General features: G+C 45.2%; 10 protein-coding genes. All 10 read right to left on the reverse strand.

Annotation, left to right across the window (positions count from 1 at the left end; genetic code table 11):
- Window positions 1–123: 123 nt before the first annotated feature.
- A complete protein-coding gene (locus NYE29_RS31800) occupies window positions 124–3,834 on the reverse strand; it encodes a glycosyl hydrolase 53 family protein (RefSeq protein ID WP_340899086.1) in 3,711 nt (1,236 codons plus the stop codon).
- A 249-nt stretch (window positions 3,835–4,083) separates the two neighbouring features.
- Window positions 4,084–5,670 carry an extracellular solute-binding protein gene (locus NYE29_RS31805; protein ID WP_076112359.1) on the reverse strand — a complete coding sequence of 529 codons (1,587 nt, stop codon included), beginning with the start codon at window positions 5,668–5,670 and terminating at the stop codon, window positions 4,084–4,086.
- Between the two features lie 66 nt (window positions 5,671–5,736).
- A complete protein-coding gene (locus tag NYE29_RS31810; RefSeq protein WP_083675759.1) occupies window positions 5,737–6,663 on the reverse strand; it encodes a carbohydrate ABC transporter permease in 927 nt (308 codons plus the stop codon).
- 17 nt (window positions 6,664–6,680) lie between these two features.
- On the reverse strand, window positions 6,681–7,607 hold the full coding sequence (locus NYE29_RS31815; RefSeq protein ID WP_340899088.1) for an ABC transporter permease: 927 nt from the start codon (window positions 7,605–7,607) through the stop codon (window positions 6,681–6,683).
- A gap of 185 nt (window positions 7,608–7,792) precedes the next feature.
- Entirely contained in the window at window positions 7,793–9,352 is a 1,560-nt protein-coding gene (locus tag NYE29_RS31820; RefSeq protein WP_340899089.1) for a response regulator, read from the reverse strand.
- 48 nt (window positions 9,353–9,400) lie between these two features.
- A complete protein-coding gene (locus NYE29_RS31825) occupies window positions 9,401–11,143 on the reverse strand; it encodes a sensor histidine kinase (protein ID WP_083675758.1) in 1,743 nt (580 codons plus the stop codon).
- A 34-nt stretch (window positions 11,144–11,177) separates the two neighbouring features.
- Window positions 11,178–13,589 (reverse strand): beta-galactosidase GalA, encoded by a 2,412-nt coding sequence (galA, locus tag NYE29_RS31830; protein WP_340899091.1) that lies wholly within the window; start codon window positions 13,587–13,589, stop codon window positions 11,178–11,180.
- Between the two features lie 466 nt (window positions 13,590–14,055).
- Window positions 14,056–14,547: a S26 family signal peptidase gene (locus NYE29_RS31835; protein WP_340899092.1), complete on the reverse strand. Its 492-nt coding sequence runs from the start codon at window positions 14,545–14,547 to the stop codon at window positions 14,056–14,058.
- Window positions 14,547–14,813 carry a hypothetical protein gene (locus tag NYE29_RS31840; protein WP_340899093.1) on the reverse strand — a complete coding sequence of 89 codons (267 nt, stop codon included), beginning with the start codon at window positions 14,811–14,813 and terminating at the stop codon, window positions 14,547–14,549. Before NYE29_RS31840 ends, NYE29_RS31835 begins: the two co-directional genes overlap by 1 nt.
- A 5-nt stretch (window positions 14,814–14,818) precedes the next feature.
- Window positions 14,819–16,045, reverse strand: a complete 1,227-nt coding sequence (locus NYE29_RS31845) for a radical SAM/SPASM domain-containing protein (RefSeq protein WP_340899095.1) — start codon at window positions 16,043–16,045, stop codon at window positions 14,819–14,821.
- Window positions 16,046–16,360: the final 315 nt, after the last annotated feature.

Consider the following 16,360-nt stretch of genomic DNA (forward strand, 5'->3'; position numbering starts at 1 on the left):
TTACGAACTTCGTAAATGCCCCATATCTAGAGTATTCGCGAAATTATTAAGCTTCTCTCTTCGGTCAAACACAAAATTAAATTCGGGAGTTTTGTACCGCTATTAGAAATTCAATTCATATCGTTATTTAATAGAATTGTATACTATCTGTACAATTTGTGCTCGGGTAACAGAGACCTTGGGATCTAGCTCATTACCATTTCCCGTGATCCATCCCGCTTCCACTAATAACTTCATCGCATCTTTTGCATAGCCGGCTACAGCAGCTGTATCAACAAAGCTTTCAAAGCCCTTAACATTTTTACCGGTTGGCAGCTCATCCAGCTGCTTCAGAATGTTGTAAAGAATAACAGACATATCTTGTCGGCTTATCGTTGCTTCCGGCATAAATTTATTGCCGTCCACACCAGAAACGAACCCTAATTTACGTGCAGTGCCCAGGTACCCGGTATAGTACTTATTCCCTGCATCCAAGAAATTATCGGTTACTGCGGCTTCTGTCTCGATCCCGTAAGCTTTCATGACCATCATCAGGAAGTCTGCCCGTGTCACATTTTTCTCAGGTGCAAATGTACTGTCTGCAACGCCATTCGCAATTCCTCTTGCCGCCAAATAACCAACCGCATCGCTATACCAGTTCTCCGAGTTAACATCATTGAATTTCACTTCGTTATATCCCACAGCATAATTTGTGAAATGGGTTGTCTGAAAGTTAACCTTTCCTGTTGCCGCATCATAACCTCCCCTAACCGGTTTGAGATTTCCTGCTTTGTCGATGTAATATACAACAATGGCATTCTTCTTTTCACTCGTCAATGGAGTATACGGCACGCTAATTTTTAACTTTCCGCCATTGAATTCTGTAATTTCAGCATTACCTGCTTTTACAGAGAAATCAAACACCGGTCTGTCCCCTATTTTGTTCTGAATATTCTCTGGCAAGCCGGATTTAGCAAGCTTTTTGATGCTTATTATGCTATCCGCTGCTGTACTACCAATGACAGATGCTGCTTTTGGATCAAAGGTGATCACAGCAATGCCTGCATCCACTCTTAGATCTGCTTTTGTCGTGTCGACTAACGGTTTGAGAGCCTCCTTCGGAATGACTAAGTTGACAAAATTTTCATTTCCCGCAGCATCAATCTTAATATCGATCACTATTTTTTGTCCAGCGGCTTCAGACTCTTTGACCTTTTGGACAAGAGCGGTGATCACGCTCGAATCAAGCTTGGCAGTGGCTACATTTGTTGCCATATCCTTTGTTGCCTTGATCATAACGGTATAAAACGTAGTATTGCCAGTGATAAGAGTACTAGGCTCTGTTTTTGGAGTGCTAACAGGCTCCGTTTTTGGAGTACTAATTCCCCCGGTACCGCTACCAGAAGGATTATTGCCGGTACCTCCGCTAGTTGGGGGAACTGGCGTCACCGGGGTGTCACTGGTTTTAACCAGAACAAAATCGTCATAAGAACCCCAGTCACCTGGCTTCGCGTCCAAAGAAACCCCTATTTTCAGCGTTCCGTCAATGACCTTAATATTTTCTATAGCCGCTTTGTTCCATACATTCCAACCCTTATTCGCAAAGCTGGAAGTTAATTGGGTCTGATCACCACTAACTGCATACAACTGATTCTTCATTTCTTCGCCAGCGCCCTGCGACCAAGCCGACAAGGTGTAGGTTCCATTCGTCAAGCCGGTAATTGTCTGAGATGCTTCAAAGGTATATGCCGTTTCCTTCCAAAATCCAAGTGACTTTGCACCTGTATAGGCAGAATTCGATGCTAAAGGCGTAGAATCAGGAATGGTCCAACCCTCAGGAGTACCATCTCCATTGACATGCTCAAAGCTGGAATTCACAACAGGGTTCGGGTCCACAGTGAACTGAATGGTATACGTTCTTGTAGCCCCTCCCGTTACAACAATCTTTGCGCTGCCAGGCAAAGCAGTTGCTTGTGTAATCACTGCCACCCCGCCGTCTGCTGTTGTTGCTGCAACTGAAGGTATGGTAGTCGTACCATACGGCAGGACTACATCATATTCCTGAATGATTGGATCAAATCCCGGAACCGTAGCACCATTCACTTTCAATTCTACCAATTGGGTGTTATCTTTCTTGATCAGTTCGAAATCGTCAATGTTCCCCCACTGCCCGTCAGAAAGTTTATAATGAGCACCTATGGTTAGCGTTCCATCCGTGACTTCAATATTATCCAGAGTAGGCTTGCTCCATTGTTTCCAGCCTGTATTGGTAAAGCTCTGAGCATCACTGCCGGCAAAAATCTCCGAAACTTCTTCACCACCACCGCCGGAGACCCAGGCCGATAATGAATATGTTCCATTTTGCAGCCCTGTGATGGTTTGAGAAGCCGTGAATTCAGCAGGGGTCGCACTATAGTAGTGTAATGCCAATGTACCGGAATGAACGTCAATATCGGTGCTAACCGCGCTTTCATCCCCTGAAATGCTCCACGAATTCAATCCGTCCTCAAAACCAGGGTTCTGTATCAAACTTGTACTGGGTACTATGGTAACCTCGCTAGAGGCAGTAAAACCTCCATCATAGGTAACAACTGATACGGTTGCAGTTCCAGTGGAAATTCCGGAAATAGTCCCACTATAAGGGTCTACTTTGACAACTTCTGGTTTAGAACTTATAAATTTCACTCCTTTATAGGTTGCATTCGTAGGGTCGATGATTGCTGATAATTTATCCGTCCCACCAACTTCAATATTAGCCGTATGTTTATCAAGAGCCACCGATACAACCCGATTACGGTTGATTTCTGCAGCACCATCAATAAATGCATCCATAGCGAATGTCGGTGTGCCATCTATATTCCATGCGGATAAGGGATAGTCAAACATGATTCCTGTAGGTTCCCAGTAAAATATACCGGTTCCCATATGGTTTGGAACGCTATGCAGTTTATTTTGAACGGCTACAAGCATGTTATACACGCTATCGACATCCTTGGAAACGTCCCCCCCGACTTCAACGATCATAACTTCCTTCCCATATTTCTCTTCCAATTTATTCATATTTTCGCTTAATTCATTAATTGAGGATGTAAAGACTGAATCCGGATAATAGGACAAGCCTATGATATCGTAATCGCTATCTTTGAGACCGGCATCTACGAGACCGGCAAAAAAGGGATCAACACCCGCTTCAGCTCCATTTGCTCTATGGATAATAACCTTGATTCCTGGAAAAACCGCTTTCGCTGCGCTTGATCCGGCTTGAATCAGTTGAACGAGGTTGGACGTATTGCTGTAACTCCCCAACGGATGCATCATTCCATTATTAATTTCATTTCCTATTTGTACCCATTCTGGTGTTACGCCTGCTTCTTTTAGTGCATTCATCACCTCAGAGGTATATTCCGATACATGTACTTTTAATTGTTCTAAATCATCGTTAGCCCATGCTGCAGGAGTGATCTGTTTTCCAGGGTCAGCCCAAGTATCGCTGTAGTGTAAATCAATCATAACCCTAAAACCGAGAGCGCTTACACGAGAGGCCAATGCAACTACTTCTTCTGTACTGTTATGACCATTTGAAGGATCATCTGAAGGATCAACCCATGCCCTAATTCTTATGGAATCAATTCCATGCTCCTTTAAAATCTGTAGAAGATCCTTTTCTTCCCCATGATCATTATAAAATTTATACCCTAAAGCTTCTAATTGTGGCAACCAGCTAATATCTGCTCCTTTGGAGAATGAGTCAGGAGCAGACGAGGCTATTGCCTTTGCGGGTAAACCAAATGATGTCATAAATAGAATCATTGAAAATGTAAGAATGATTGCCAGAATTCTTTTTCTGTTTTTCATAGTACAGCCTCCATATTTTATTTTATGAAACTTGGATTTCCCCTCTCAGTTTCGTTAAGCGCTTTCAAAGATAACAATAATTCTTTTCTGATAACCAGGTCGCCCTGGGGTCAACCGTTCACGTAACTTTCGTTCTCCAGCGGAATGCCGGCTACAGGCCCTCCTTATATAGAGTAAAAAGGGCTGCCCCAAAGCTCATGCTTTGAGAGCAGCCCTGAAGCCGTTACATAAAGTTCCACTCTTATTCAGCTATTTTTTTTGTGCTGCAAGGAAGGCGTCAATTTGCGATTGCATTTCAGTCTGGACCTTGTCGATGCCGGCTGATTTCAGCTGCTTGATCAGGTCTGCCTGGCCTTTTTCAATATCATCAATCAATCCGTACTCCAGCGGTATGGCGTAACGCAGCATTACGTTACCGATATTTGCCACTTCATTCTTCACTTTTGCTGTGTCGAAGACAAAGGTTTCCAGCGGGAAGTGATAAATGCTGGACTGCCAGGTGTTGAACATATCGTCAGCTTCCTTCGGATAAGCTGCATCTTGACGATTCAGCGGGGAATTCCAGCCCCAGTTCGAGAAGCCAGTGTAGTTAGCAGCTGCAGGGCCTGCAGTGAACTTTTTATCGCCCTCAGGATTATAGTGAGTTCCAGAGATACCATACATAGTCAAGTCGTGAATTTCCTTGTCATTTTGCAGCAGATCGATCAGCATCAGAGCACGTTCTGGATTCTCCGAGGTTGCATGAATTGACATGCCGTTCTGTGTTGAGATCGCGGCGATTTTCTTTTTGTCCGGAGTGAGGTCGGCAATTCCCAGTTCCACATCCGGTTTGTCGCGGCGCATTTCGGAAAGGTTAGCGGCTACAGTACCCAGGTTATGGGCATAAGAAGAAATCTTCCCTGCTTTGATATCCTGCCATACATCATTTTTGTTGCTGACTACGTTTTTGGACCATGCACCATTGTCGGCCAGATCTTTATAATATTTAAGCAACGATGTGAATTCTGGAGTATCATAGATGTTGAATATTTTACCGGAGGCATCATCCAGCTTGTAAGCCAACGGCAGAAGGTTCGCATCCACCAGGTTGAAGTTGTTGTTCTGCTCCAGCAGTGTTTGGTCTAATTCATGAAACTTCCAGCCATCAGCAGGTTTAGCTCCGAAAGCGGTTATGCCTTTTTCTTCTTTAGCAACCGTTTTCAAGTAATTGGCGTAGCTTTCAGGGCTGTTTATTTCTGGAAGATTGTATTTCTTGCGCAAATCTTCCCGATATAATACAACCTTGTCGGTAACCTCAACATTATTGTTCGGAACCATGTAGAGCTTGCCATCGACTTTCGCTTGCTCCCAGTTCACTTTAGGCATAGCTTCCCAGGTTTGCGGCATATACTTGGACAGCATATCATCAGTCAGCTCCATGAATCCGCCTTTAAGCGCCTGATCATTATAGAAAGCCCAGTTAGCTGTGTAAACGAGGTCAAAATCCTCATTAGCGGCAAATTTCAGCGGATACTTCTGTGTCCAGTCCGACCAGTCCAGGAATTCTGTTTCTACAGTAGCATTGATTTTCTCTTTTAATTTGGTATTCAGCTCTCCGAATACTTTGTCGTAGTCGCCAGGTTGGCCGCCGACCAGTATCATTTTCAGCTTGACCTCTTTGGAAGTATCAGGAGCGCCGGAATTCGTGGCTGCTCCTTCTGTAGTGGTTGCTCCTGCATTCGTTGCTTCCGCAGCTGTATTGTTGGTATTGTTACCGCCTCCGCATGCACTGAGGATGGTCCCCAGTGTCATCATCGTTGCCAGCGTAACTGTGAGTTTCTTTTTCTTGTTTGTCATGACAAGTGTTTCCCCCTAATGAAATAGTTGGTTAGATTATATATTGATAACCGGGTTACCCCGGGATTATCCTTTGACAGCACCAATAGTGAGACCTTGTACAAAATATTTTTGAATAAATGGGTAAGCAAGCAGGATCGGTCCTGTGGCCACAATCGTCATCGCCATCTTCAAGCCTTCGGTTGGCAAATCAGTATTTACAACCGCACCCGAGGCCATCATCGCCTTACGCATGCCATCCATATTGCCCAGCATTTTGTAGAGATAGTACTGAAGTGGCATCAATTCGGACTTCGAAATATAGAGCAGCGCGTTGTACCAATCGTTCCAGTAAGCCAAGGCTATGAACAGGCCGATGGTAGCCAGTGCAGGCTTGGACAAAGGCACAATCAGCTTCATAAAGATCCGGAAGTCGCCTGCTCCGTCAATTTTGGCGGATTCTGTAATTGCATCAGGGATGCTGCTCATGAACGACTTCATGACGATAATGTAGAACACGTTCATCAGCATCGGCAGAATCAATACCATTAGCGTGTCTTTGAGATGCAGGAAGTTGATGATCAACAGATACGAAGGCACCAGCCCGCCACTGAATAAGGTAGTAAAGAAGAAGTAGAACGAGAAGCGGCTGCGCCATTCAAAGTCTCTTCGGGACAGCACATATGCTGTCATGGAAGTCAGAAACAATCCAAACAAGGTACCGATTAGCGTAACGGTGATCGTCACAGCGTAAGCTCTGAGCATATCAGCCGGATACTTGAACAGTACGCTGTAGGCTTCGGTGGAAAAGGTAGACGGGATAAGCTGGAAACCTTTCTCGATAATGGAGCTTTCTTCACTTAGCGAGGCCGATATCACCAGCAAGAAAGGAACGATGCAGAATATAGCGAGTACTGTAAGCGTCAAGTATCCGATGATTGACAGTACCAGCCGGTCTGTGTTGGCACGTTTGTGTACCTTTGGTGTTTGGATCTTTGCAGTAGTTGAACTCATTGGGCTACCTCCTTTTCCTAGAATAAAGCACGATCTTTATCGTATTTGCGTACTGCGTAATTGGCGAGCATGATAGTAGCAAAGCCCAGCAGCGATTGATAGAACCCGGCCGCAGCAGACATTCCGATTTCATTGGAAGTCGTCAGGGAACGGAACACGAAGGTGTCGATAACATCGGTCGATGAGAATAGCAGGCCGTTGTTGCCGACCATGTTGTAGAACATCCCGAAATCACCGCGGAAGATGTTGCCGATAGCCAGCAGCACCAGAATGATCACCGTAGGGATCAGGTTCGGAATTGTAATCTTCATGATGCGCTGGAATATATTCGCACCATCAATTTCAGCTGCTTCATACATTTCGGTATCAATACTGGTGATTGCCGCCAGATACATGATTGTTCCGTATCCCAGCGCTTTCCAGGCTGACACAACTACAAGAATAACCGGCCAGTAGGCTGCAGTGTTGTAAATATCAACCGGCTGCATGCCTAACCCCTTAAGCAATACATTAACGGTACCAACATCGAAGTTAAACAGGTTGTAGGCAATGGCTCCAACTACTACCCAGGAAATGAAGTAAGGCAGGAACAGTATTGTTTGCGTAATCTTCCGGAACCATTTGCCTGCAACCTCGAACAGCAGGATGCCCGCAAAAATCTGCAGCACATTGTTTACAACAATAAAAGCAATATTGTATAGCGCTGTGTTTCGTGTTACGCGCCAGGCGTCACCGGAACCGAAGAAAAATTTAAAGTTGTCCAGTCCGTTCCATGGACTGTTTAAGATCCCATCGCTATAATTGTATTGCTTAAACGCCAGCACAATCCCCGCCATAGGCACGTATGCAAACAACAGGAAAAACAACACCGCTGGAGTCAGCATAAGAAGCAAGGTTCTATGCTTCTTTACTTTGTGCCAAAATCCATATTGTTTCAGTTTCATCTCGAATCCCCTTTCCATCTCTCAATTTCTCTATGTATTTAGTATAAAGAGGCATTCATCTCTTGTGGATTGAGCATGTCAACAAATACTAATACTTTTCCAACGATAGTTAAAATATATATTCTCCTAAAAATACAAAAACGTCGCCTCCGGGCCGATGATCGACCAGGGCAACGTTCTATTGGCTATACTTTATGCTTTTTGCGATACTCTCCCGGCGTCATACCTGTAATCTGCTTAAACTGCCGGTTGAAATAAATAAGGTTCTTGTAGCCCATGCGCTCGGCAATCTCATATATCATAAGTGTAGGATCACTCAGCAGCTCGAATACCCGGCTGGTCTTGCGTTCTTTCACGTATTCATTGAAAGGCAGTCCGTAATCTTCCTTGAACAGGTAGCCTAAATAATTCGGTGTGAAGCTGAAATGGGCGGCTACCTCTTTTAAGGTAATCTTTTTCTCCAGATTCTCCTCCACATAGTTGATAATCTCATCAATCAGCCTGCGTTTCTGCCGCTGCCGCTTCACATACAGCAGCTCTGACAGTTCGAAGAACCTCCGTCTCATCCATGATAGAATGTCGTGAATCGTCTCGAACTGGAACAGAATATCCGGCTGGTGAGATTCCCACTGCAGCAGCTCATATAGATTCTCGTTCTGCTGCTGCAAATCTGCATGGAGTTTGGAGGTGATGCGGATTATCAGCTCATAGACATCCTTCTTGCTGGCACTCGTGAACAGCTCCAGCAAATGGTCGTCGATCGCCACCAGGTCATACTGAATGATAGCCTCGAGCAGTTGTTCTACAGTTTGTTCAATGCGGACGCCCGGTGTCTCTCGCGGCGAAGGCTCCATGCTATCACGGATCAGGCGATTTTTGCCGAGTAGCCATTTCGCGCTGAGTGCAGCCTGCGCCTGCTGATAAGATTCATGCAGCCCCGCCTCTTCCTGGGCATATTGACCGACGCCGACAGTCACTGTGCAGAGAGAAGACTCTGCCACCTTGCGGATAAGCTCCTCCAGCAGATTCAGGAAGCTGTCCTGCGGGAGATTGCACAGAATTACAAACCGGTGATGCGAAGCGGCAATCAGTGTACCCATCTTGGCATTCTCAACAATGGATTTAATCAATCCGGCCATTTGCCGCGTCTTCACGCGTGCATCCTCCTCGGACAAATCACGCATCTTCCATTCCAGATCATCAATCTCTACAACTGCCGCCGCTGCCCCCTTCAGCAACAACGGAATCAAGGCGCTGCGCAGATGCGGCTCAGCGGGTTCAGGGGAGGTTTCATCGAACCAGCGTAAGATAAGCTCCTTGTTTACAAGCGACAGTGCTTCGCTTAAGGAACGGTTCTGCTCCCGCTCCTGTTCTATGGCTGTACACAAGGACCCCAGCATTTCGTACAGATCCTTGTCCTTAACAGGCTTCAGCAAATAGCCGGAGGCATTGATCTGAATGGCCTCCTTGGCATAGCTGAAATCCTCATGGCCGCTGATGAAGACAATTTTGATCTTGGGATGGATCAACTTAGCCCTGCGTGCAAAATCCGTTCCGCTCATAATGGGCATACGTATATCGGACAGGATGATATCTACCTTTAGTTGCTCAATGATCTTAAGCGCATTGAATCCGCTATTCGCTATCCCCACTACTGCAATATCGAGCGAGCTTGCCAGCACTCTGCGCCGCAACCACTCCAAATCGACAGCTTCATCATCTACCAGTAATACATTGATACTCATCGAAATTATTTCCTCCTGTGCTTGTACAAGATGCAACCTCGTAATTTATCAGCGGAACTGCTCATCAATCTCCTCGCTGTCCTGAAGCCCAGCGGGAAGCAGAAGCTGAACCGTTGTGCCTGCCCCGTAAATGCTTGCAATGGTCACGCCGTACATGTCCCCGTATCTAAGCTTAATCCGCTCATGCACATTTTTAACTCCATAACCACCGGAATGGTTTGGCCCTTGCATCATTTTCCTGATATCATCTGGCCGCATGCCGATGCCATTGTCAATAACCTTAAGCTCAATACAGCCGCCGACTTTCCGGCCTGTCAGACGAATAGCGATCGACTCACCAAACCAGGCATGCTTGAAGATATTCTCCACAAAAGGCTGCAGCACCAGCTTAATTACCTGCATATGCATAATCTCCTCGTCCACATCGACATACAGAGTGAATGCATCCGCATATTTAACCCGCTGGATTTCCAGGTATGTCTCCACCTGCTCCAGCTCCTTCTCCAGTTCAATGTACACATTGCCCTGGTTCAGCGTCAGCCGGTAGAAACGTGACAGTCCCTCGACCATCTCCGTGACCTTGGCGATTTCGCCCAGATTAGCCAGGCTGCTTATGGTCGAAAGCGTATTATATAGGAAATGCGGATTAATCTGTGCCTGCAGGGCTTCCAGCTCGGCCTGCTTCTTCTGGATCCCCTGCACATAGACGCTGTTAATGAGCCCCTGAATATTGGCGGCCATGTCATTGAATGAATCCGCAATCTGCACAAATTCATCATTACCAGAGAAGCGAATCCGTTTCTGGAAATTCCCCTCCTGGAAGGAACGCACCAAGCCTACGATCCGGCTCATCTTGCGCCCCGAAATACGAGCCACCACATATCCGATCAAGGTCATGACGAGGAAGCTGAGCGTACAGACTGCAATAATCACCTTACGCAGCCGGCCAGCATCCTGGGTTAGATACTTTTGCGGAACCATGGCTTCAATTACGAAATCACTGCCCTTGATCTGCGCATGCAAACTTAGAAAGTTCTCACGTCCATCGTCATAAATGGCTGTTCCTCGCTGGAACAGAATGGACCCGGTAGTCTCTTCCACCAGCCGCAGAGTAATCCCCTCTTCCACGGGGAACGTATCGAAGCCGCCGAACAGATCCTCCAGGGAAACGGTAATACGCACAAACCCGATCACCGTTTTGTTATCACTGAAGCTGACCAGTCTGCGGACATGAGAGAGATTGTCCAGCTTCTGGTCTGTATCAATCTGCAGCCATAAATTATCCCGCATCGAATCCTTAAGAGACCGGTACCACTCACTGCCGGTGATATCCTGGATGGGCAGAATATAATAGTCGCTATCATAGATCGGCTCATCCAGGTTATCCCCTGATATAATATTGAGATCACTGTTCGGTGTATAGAGCATGAAGCGGATCTTGTTTCCGAACAGCTGCAGGGGGGCGGTAATCTGGGGAATAATATCATCGATCATCGTCAGATAAATCTCAAACGGTGTCCCCTTCAGCTCAAGCGCACGCTGCAACTGCTGGCTTCCGAACATGTTGTCCGACATCCGTTGTATCTCATCCATTTGATAGCGGATATTATTTCTGGCCTGCTCCAAACCCGTCCTGATGTTGGACTCTGCCATTTCTGTCCTTGAATCGGTCAGCATCGAATAGGAGATGTAACCGATGAACACATCGGTCAAGAGAACTAGCAGCAAGTAAGGGATCATCATTTTGTAAGTGAAAGGCATATATTTCTTCATCTTCAGCTTAGGCATCATTCGCGAGACATCCTCTGTATGGAATTCGTTATGTCTATATTATCGTTCCACTGGCCGGAAATAAAGGTTCCCCGGGTGCTGCCTCTAGTACAACTTCAGCCGCTGCCAGTCCCATTGATACGGCTTTCACCTTAATGGAGCCTGCTGCTGGTGAAGTCTGAATCAAGGCCAAGCACCAGCCGTTAAAAGCCCGCCGGATCGCAGACTTGTCCGGTTCATGGCTGCTTGGATTCCCGTTGCCTACACCAAGCAGAGACCCGGCGCCCGTCACTTCAAAGCGGATCTCATTATCGGCCGCCGGAACGATATGCCCCTGTTCATCCAGGATGGCAACCCGAACCGGAATCGTATCCAAACCATCCGCTTGACCCTCCAGCCGATCAGGGTACAAGCAAATCTGGTATGGCTGGCCTGCTGTAACAACAGCCTTCTCGGCAATCACATGACCGCCGCGTTTTCCGACTGCTTTTAACTCGCCGGGCTCATATACGACCTCCCACGATAAATACCCGGTCTTGTCCACCTGCTGTTCACCCAGGCTTTTGCCGTTCAGGCTCAGCTCCACCGTATCGGTATTCGAGAACACGCGCACCTCGATCCGCTTCCCCTCCGACCCGGGCCAATTCCAATGCGGAAGCAAATGAACGATCGGCTCATCCTTCCAGACCGCCTGCATATAGTAATAGCTGTCTTTAGGGAACCCGCAGGTGTCCATCAGCCCGAAATGCGAGTTCACGCACGGCCACAGATATGGAGTAGGCTCTCCCCGGTAATCGAACCCGGTCCACATGAAGACGCCAGTCAAAAAGCGGTTATTCACAAGATCACTCCACGCCTGCTGCGGGGTGCATCCCCATGAAGGAATATTCGTGCCATATTCGGAGCAGTAGCCCCTTACCGGGTCATCTTCATAGATTCCCCGGGTTGCGGTATAACTGGCACATTCACTGCCGATCATGAGACGCTCCGGATACTGCTCGTGGTCGCGGATATCAATGTTGAGGTGTTCCCGGTGCCCGTAATTGTAGCCTGTAATCTCTACCGCATCATTGTAGCCATTCTCATTCCAGCCGTGGTTCATCGCAGCAGAGGTCGGCCTTGTCGGATCTATCCGGCGGGTAGTATCTGCGAGCGTCTTGAGTATCCGGGCGCCCGTTACGGTGCCTTCCAAAACCTCCTCATTCTCCAGACTCCAGATGATCACACAAGGGTGATTCCGGTCCCGGTAGAGCATCCGCTTCAGTTGACTCAGGCCGCCAGGGCTGCTGTCAAGCTTGCGGTTCTCATCCATGACCAGCATACCGATCCGGTCGCACATATCCAGCAGCTCGGGAGTCGGCGGATGATGTGCACTGCGATAGGCATTAGAGCCCATTTCTTTAAGCAGTCTGAGCTTATATTCGATCAGGCTGTCCGGCAGCGCCACGCCGACCCCGGCGAAATCCTGATGATTGCATGTCCCTTTAATCAGCAGCGGTTCTTCGTTCAGAAAGAACCCTTCATCCGCATCGAAGCGGATGCTGCGGATGCCGAACACCGTCTCATACCGGTCAAGCTCTTTTCCTTCATATATGACAGTCGATTCTGCCTTGTACAGATATGGTGATTCAGGACACCAGAGCATAGGCTGCTCCACTTCGAAAATCTGCTCCAGTTCCGTCTCGGTGTACCAGTCCGCATAGGCGTCCTCCATCTTAGCACAGACCTGCAATCCGGCACCATCATATATCACCGTGCGCAGGGATACTGGAAGGCCCTCTGTGTAATCATTGCGGATGCGGGTGCGGATATTGACCATAGCCTGTTCTTTGGTAACTTCCGGTGTCGTTACATAGGTGCCGTATTCGGCCACATGCAGGCGGTCTGTATTCTCCAGCCAGACATGTCGGTAAATGCCGCAGCCCTCATACCACCAGCCTTCGCATTCTGTTGCATCGACTTTGACGAGAATGACATTTCTGCCTTCCTCGCCGTAACGGAGAACATCCGACAAATCATAACTGAAACCTATATAACCACCATGATGCGAGCCGATCAGATGACCGTTGACCCATACCGTGCTGGTGCCGGATACTCCGTCAAAGCGTACTGTCCACTTGCTCCCGGCAGCGTCTGCCGGAAGCTCGAAGGTTTTGCGGTAATAGCCTATCCCGCCCGGCAAATAACCATGGCTGCCGTCCCGCGAGCCCAGCGACTCATCCTGAACATATTGCTGCTCTACACACCAGTCATGCGGCAGATTCACAGAACTCCATTCAAGCTGCTGTTCACCCATCCCTTTATCGTTAAAAGCGATATCCAGCCACTCCCCCTCCTTCAGAGAGCTCGCATCGGTAATACCGCCTGTCATCCCACCCTTGACTGCGTAGGGAATCCGGATCTCCCCTTTGTGAAAACTCCAACTCCCATCAAACATGCTTTTGCTTCTCACCGTTTTAAGTTTCATTCTGCAACTGCCTCCTCGTTGAACTAATATTCATATTGTAGAGTAGATTAGCATTTCGCAGTTAGTACAATGCTAATAATGAATAGCACAAAATGAATAATACCGGGAGCTGCCGTTGCCAACACAAAAAACACCCCAAGATCATCTCCCATTCATACCCTACAACAAGGGTACATTCTCTTGAAGGTGTTTTAATTTGTCTCACATTATAGGGTCAGTCCCTACTTCTCCAATAATAAAAGAGAATTATGTTTTTCTTCATTATTCATCTGGAGCTTTACACGGTCTTTCACAAGGGCTTCGCGTTCCCAAATCCTAAGAATAACCGAACACAAAGAATATTTTCGCTATTTTGTATGTTCAACCATAATACTCAACACATGTATGAATGTCTCAAGATCGTCCTTGGAAATACCTGCGATTGTTCGTTTTTGAACATTTCGCTTACCCCAAAACATATAAATTCTTATCTTTTAAAATAAACGCTACTAAAAAAATTATTGCTAAGAATGGTTTTTAAGTCAATTTCAGAGGTGTCTATAACATAAATTGCGGGGAGCATTGAGTTAACTGGTTTCTCTAAAATAATGTTACTGTAATCGATAGCGATTTTTTCTTCTGTGGTTACGAGTACTGTTTGGTTAAACATCTGTGTCTGTTGATAACCACATAGATCTGTCAATAGAATCTCAATATTGTTGCTTTGCCTATTTGAGTTACGTACAACCCCAATAATATCAGAGCGATTTATCGGAGGATCGTAATATTGAAAATTATCTCCTTTACAGATGAAAATATCATTAAAATAGCCAATAACTCTATGTGCTATATAATCATTATTAGAGCTATAAACAATTGTATCTCCAATTTCAGGGCTATTATTAAATATATCTACGTCTAGAAGATCTCCTTCCTTGTACGTCGGTAACATGGAAATACCACTTGAATGTATTTTCATCAAGATACCAGTACTATATTTTTCGCAGTTAAATCATTTAGAAACAGCTCAATATCGGTCATTATATTTGGTAGATGAACTGTTTCAATTGCAAAAAAATCTCTAACAGTTGATACACATGATGCTAAGTCTATAGGTCCATCACACAATTTTTTAAAAATAAAAACCGATACATTATCATCAAGGATAAATCCAACATCATCAAGGGATAGGATGACTTTCTTATCACGAATATCATAAAGTAGCTCATCGTTTAGAGTGTACATGATAATTAAACTCCCTCACTGTTAAAGTATAGATACATATGTTCCATAATAATTTCTTTGTTAACTTCACATTCTTTAGAATCTATATTCTGAGGATCTGACCCGTTAGTAGCATAATAATGTGTAGCTCTACACGACCCCCCACATAAATACTTAAATGAACAATCGGAACATTTTTCAAAGGAGTTTACCATGAATTTTTTGGTATCTACAGAATTGAAGCGGTTGGCTAAAATACTTTTTAACGATTCAGAGCGAATGTTGCCTAGAAAGAAATCGCTTGTATCTAGTAATTTGCAAGTATACACATTCCCTGCTGGATTGATGGAAAACTCACTAACCCCTTGGCCACAGTGTAAATTGTAGCAAAACGGTGTGATTTTGTTTGCCTTTGTCTGAATAGATAGCTTTTCTATTTGGACTCGCTCTGAGATAGTTAGAGTATTTTGACTTTGTTTTCCTCTCCCCATTTCACAGTAGGACCCGATATTTACTTGAATATTATGTTGATTAGCAAAGCTGATCATGTCACTGATATCGTACTTATTCCACGAGGTAATAGTTTGGTTAATGTTTATATTGGTATATCCGATATCAATTAGATTTTGTATGGATTGCTTGGCTACTCTGTAACAACCCGTACCTCTATTCATATCATTTTTCCCTTCATCTAATGAATCAAGGCTAACGGTGATTTTGGTGCATCGATCAGCAACAAATTGTGCTCTCACCTTATTAAAAATAGCACTTCCATTAGTGATTATTTTGCAGTTTAAACCTAATGAGAAGGCACAGTCTAAAATCTCGTAAAAATTTTTCTTCAGACCTACTTCTCCGCCTGTAAAAACAATTTCGTTTATTCCAAGTTCTGTTAATTCATTGAATACAGTTTTATACTCATCGACGGTGAGCTCACTAGTGATGCATTTACTACTCTCAGCCTCTGCATAACAATACACACAACTCAAGTTACATCGATCTGTCATTACAATATATACAACACTGGGGAGAGAATTTTCAATTGCAGATAGGAACGTGGAGTTAAGGGAAAGCTCATTATTATCAAAAATTCTGTACAATTTAGTCTTTCTTAACAAATCTAAATTCATCGTATCTTCTTTATTTTGAATTTTTCTGAATTCCTGGTATTCTTCATGAGTTAAGCAAAGCCAACCGTTATTATTGGAATTATGTATAATAAACTGATTCTTATACTCGTAAACATTGACCATTGATAACTCTCCTTTTAGACAAGGTATAGCAGGGGAAAATTAACCTTATCTGCCCATGCCTACAAGCATTCCACAAGCACATGCTAGGTAAGCAATCTTATTCATTTCTTTTACTTCAGGTTTTTCATACTTCATATCTACGCCCTCCTTTATTAAGACTTTAATTCCTGGTATAGCATGTCTTCTTAATCGCTGCTTGTATAAGTAGTGCTGGAAATCATTAAGTAGATTATGCACCTGCCCCGACTAGCATTCCGCATTTGCATCCGAGAGAAACTTCATTGATTAATTTCAAAGTAGGTTTAGTGTATTTCA

Origin of the sequence: Paenibacillus sp. FSL M7-1046 (assembly GCF_038007405.1) — a bacterium.
Lineage (GTDB): Bacteria > Bacillota > Bacilli > Paenibacillales > Paenibacillaceae > Paenibacillus_AQ.

Excerpts from the sequence above, each read along its gene's own strand:
- NYE29_RS31800 (WP_340899086.1), bottom strand. The coding sequence starts at position 3,834 with ATGAAAAACAGAAAAAGAATTCTGGCAATCATTCTTACATTTTCAATG.
- NYE29_RS31805 (WP_076112359.1), bottom strand. The coding sequence starts at position 5,670 with ATGACAAACAAGAAAAAGAAACTCACAGTTACGCTGGCAACGATGATG.
- NYE29_RS31810 (WP_083675759.1), bottom strand. The coding sequence starts at position 6,663 with ATGAGTTCAACTACTGCAAAGATCCAAACACCAAAGGTACACAAACGT.
- NYE29_RS31815 (WP_340899088.1), bottom strand. The coding sequence starts at position 7,607 with ATGAAACTGAAACAATATGGATTTTGGCACAAAGTAAAGAAGCATAGA.
- NYE29_RS31820 (WP_340899089.1), bottom strand. The coding sequence starts at position 9,352 with ATGAGTATCAATGTATTACTGGTAGATGATGAAGCTGTCGATTTGGAG.
- NYE29_RS31825 (WP_083675758.1), bottom strand. The coding sequence starts at position 11,143 with ATGATGCCTAAGCTGAAGATGAAGAAATATATGCCTTTCACTTACAAA.
- galA (WP_340899091.1), bottom strand. The coding sequence starts at position 13,589 with ATGAAACTTAAAACGGTGAGAAGCAAAAGCATGTTTGATGGGAGTTGG.
- NYE29_RS31835 (WP_340899092.1), bottom strand. The coding sequence starts at position 14,547 with ATGAAAATACATTCAAGTGGTATTTCCATGTTACCGACGTACAAGGAA.
- NYE29_RS31840 (WP_340899093.1), bottom strand. The coding sequence starts at position 14,813 with ATGTACACTCTAAACGATGAGCTACTTTATGATATTCGTGATAAGAAA.
- NYE29_RS31845 (WP_340899095.1), bottom strand. The coding sequence starts at position 16,045 with ATGGTCAATGTTTACGAGTATAAGAATCAGTTTATTATACATAATTCC.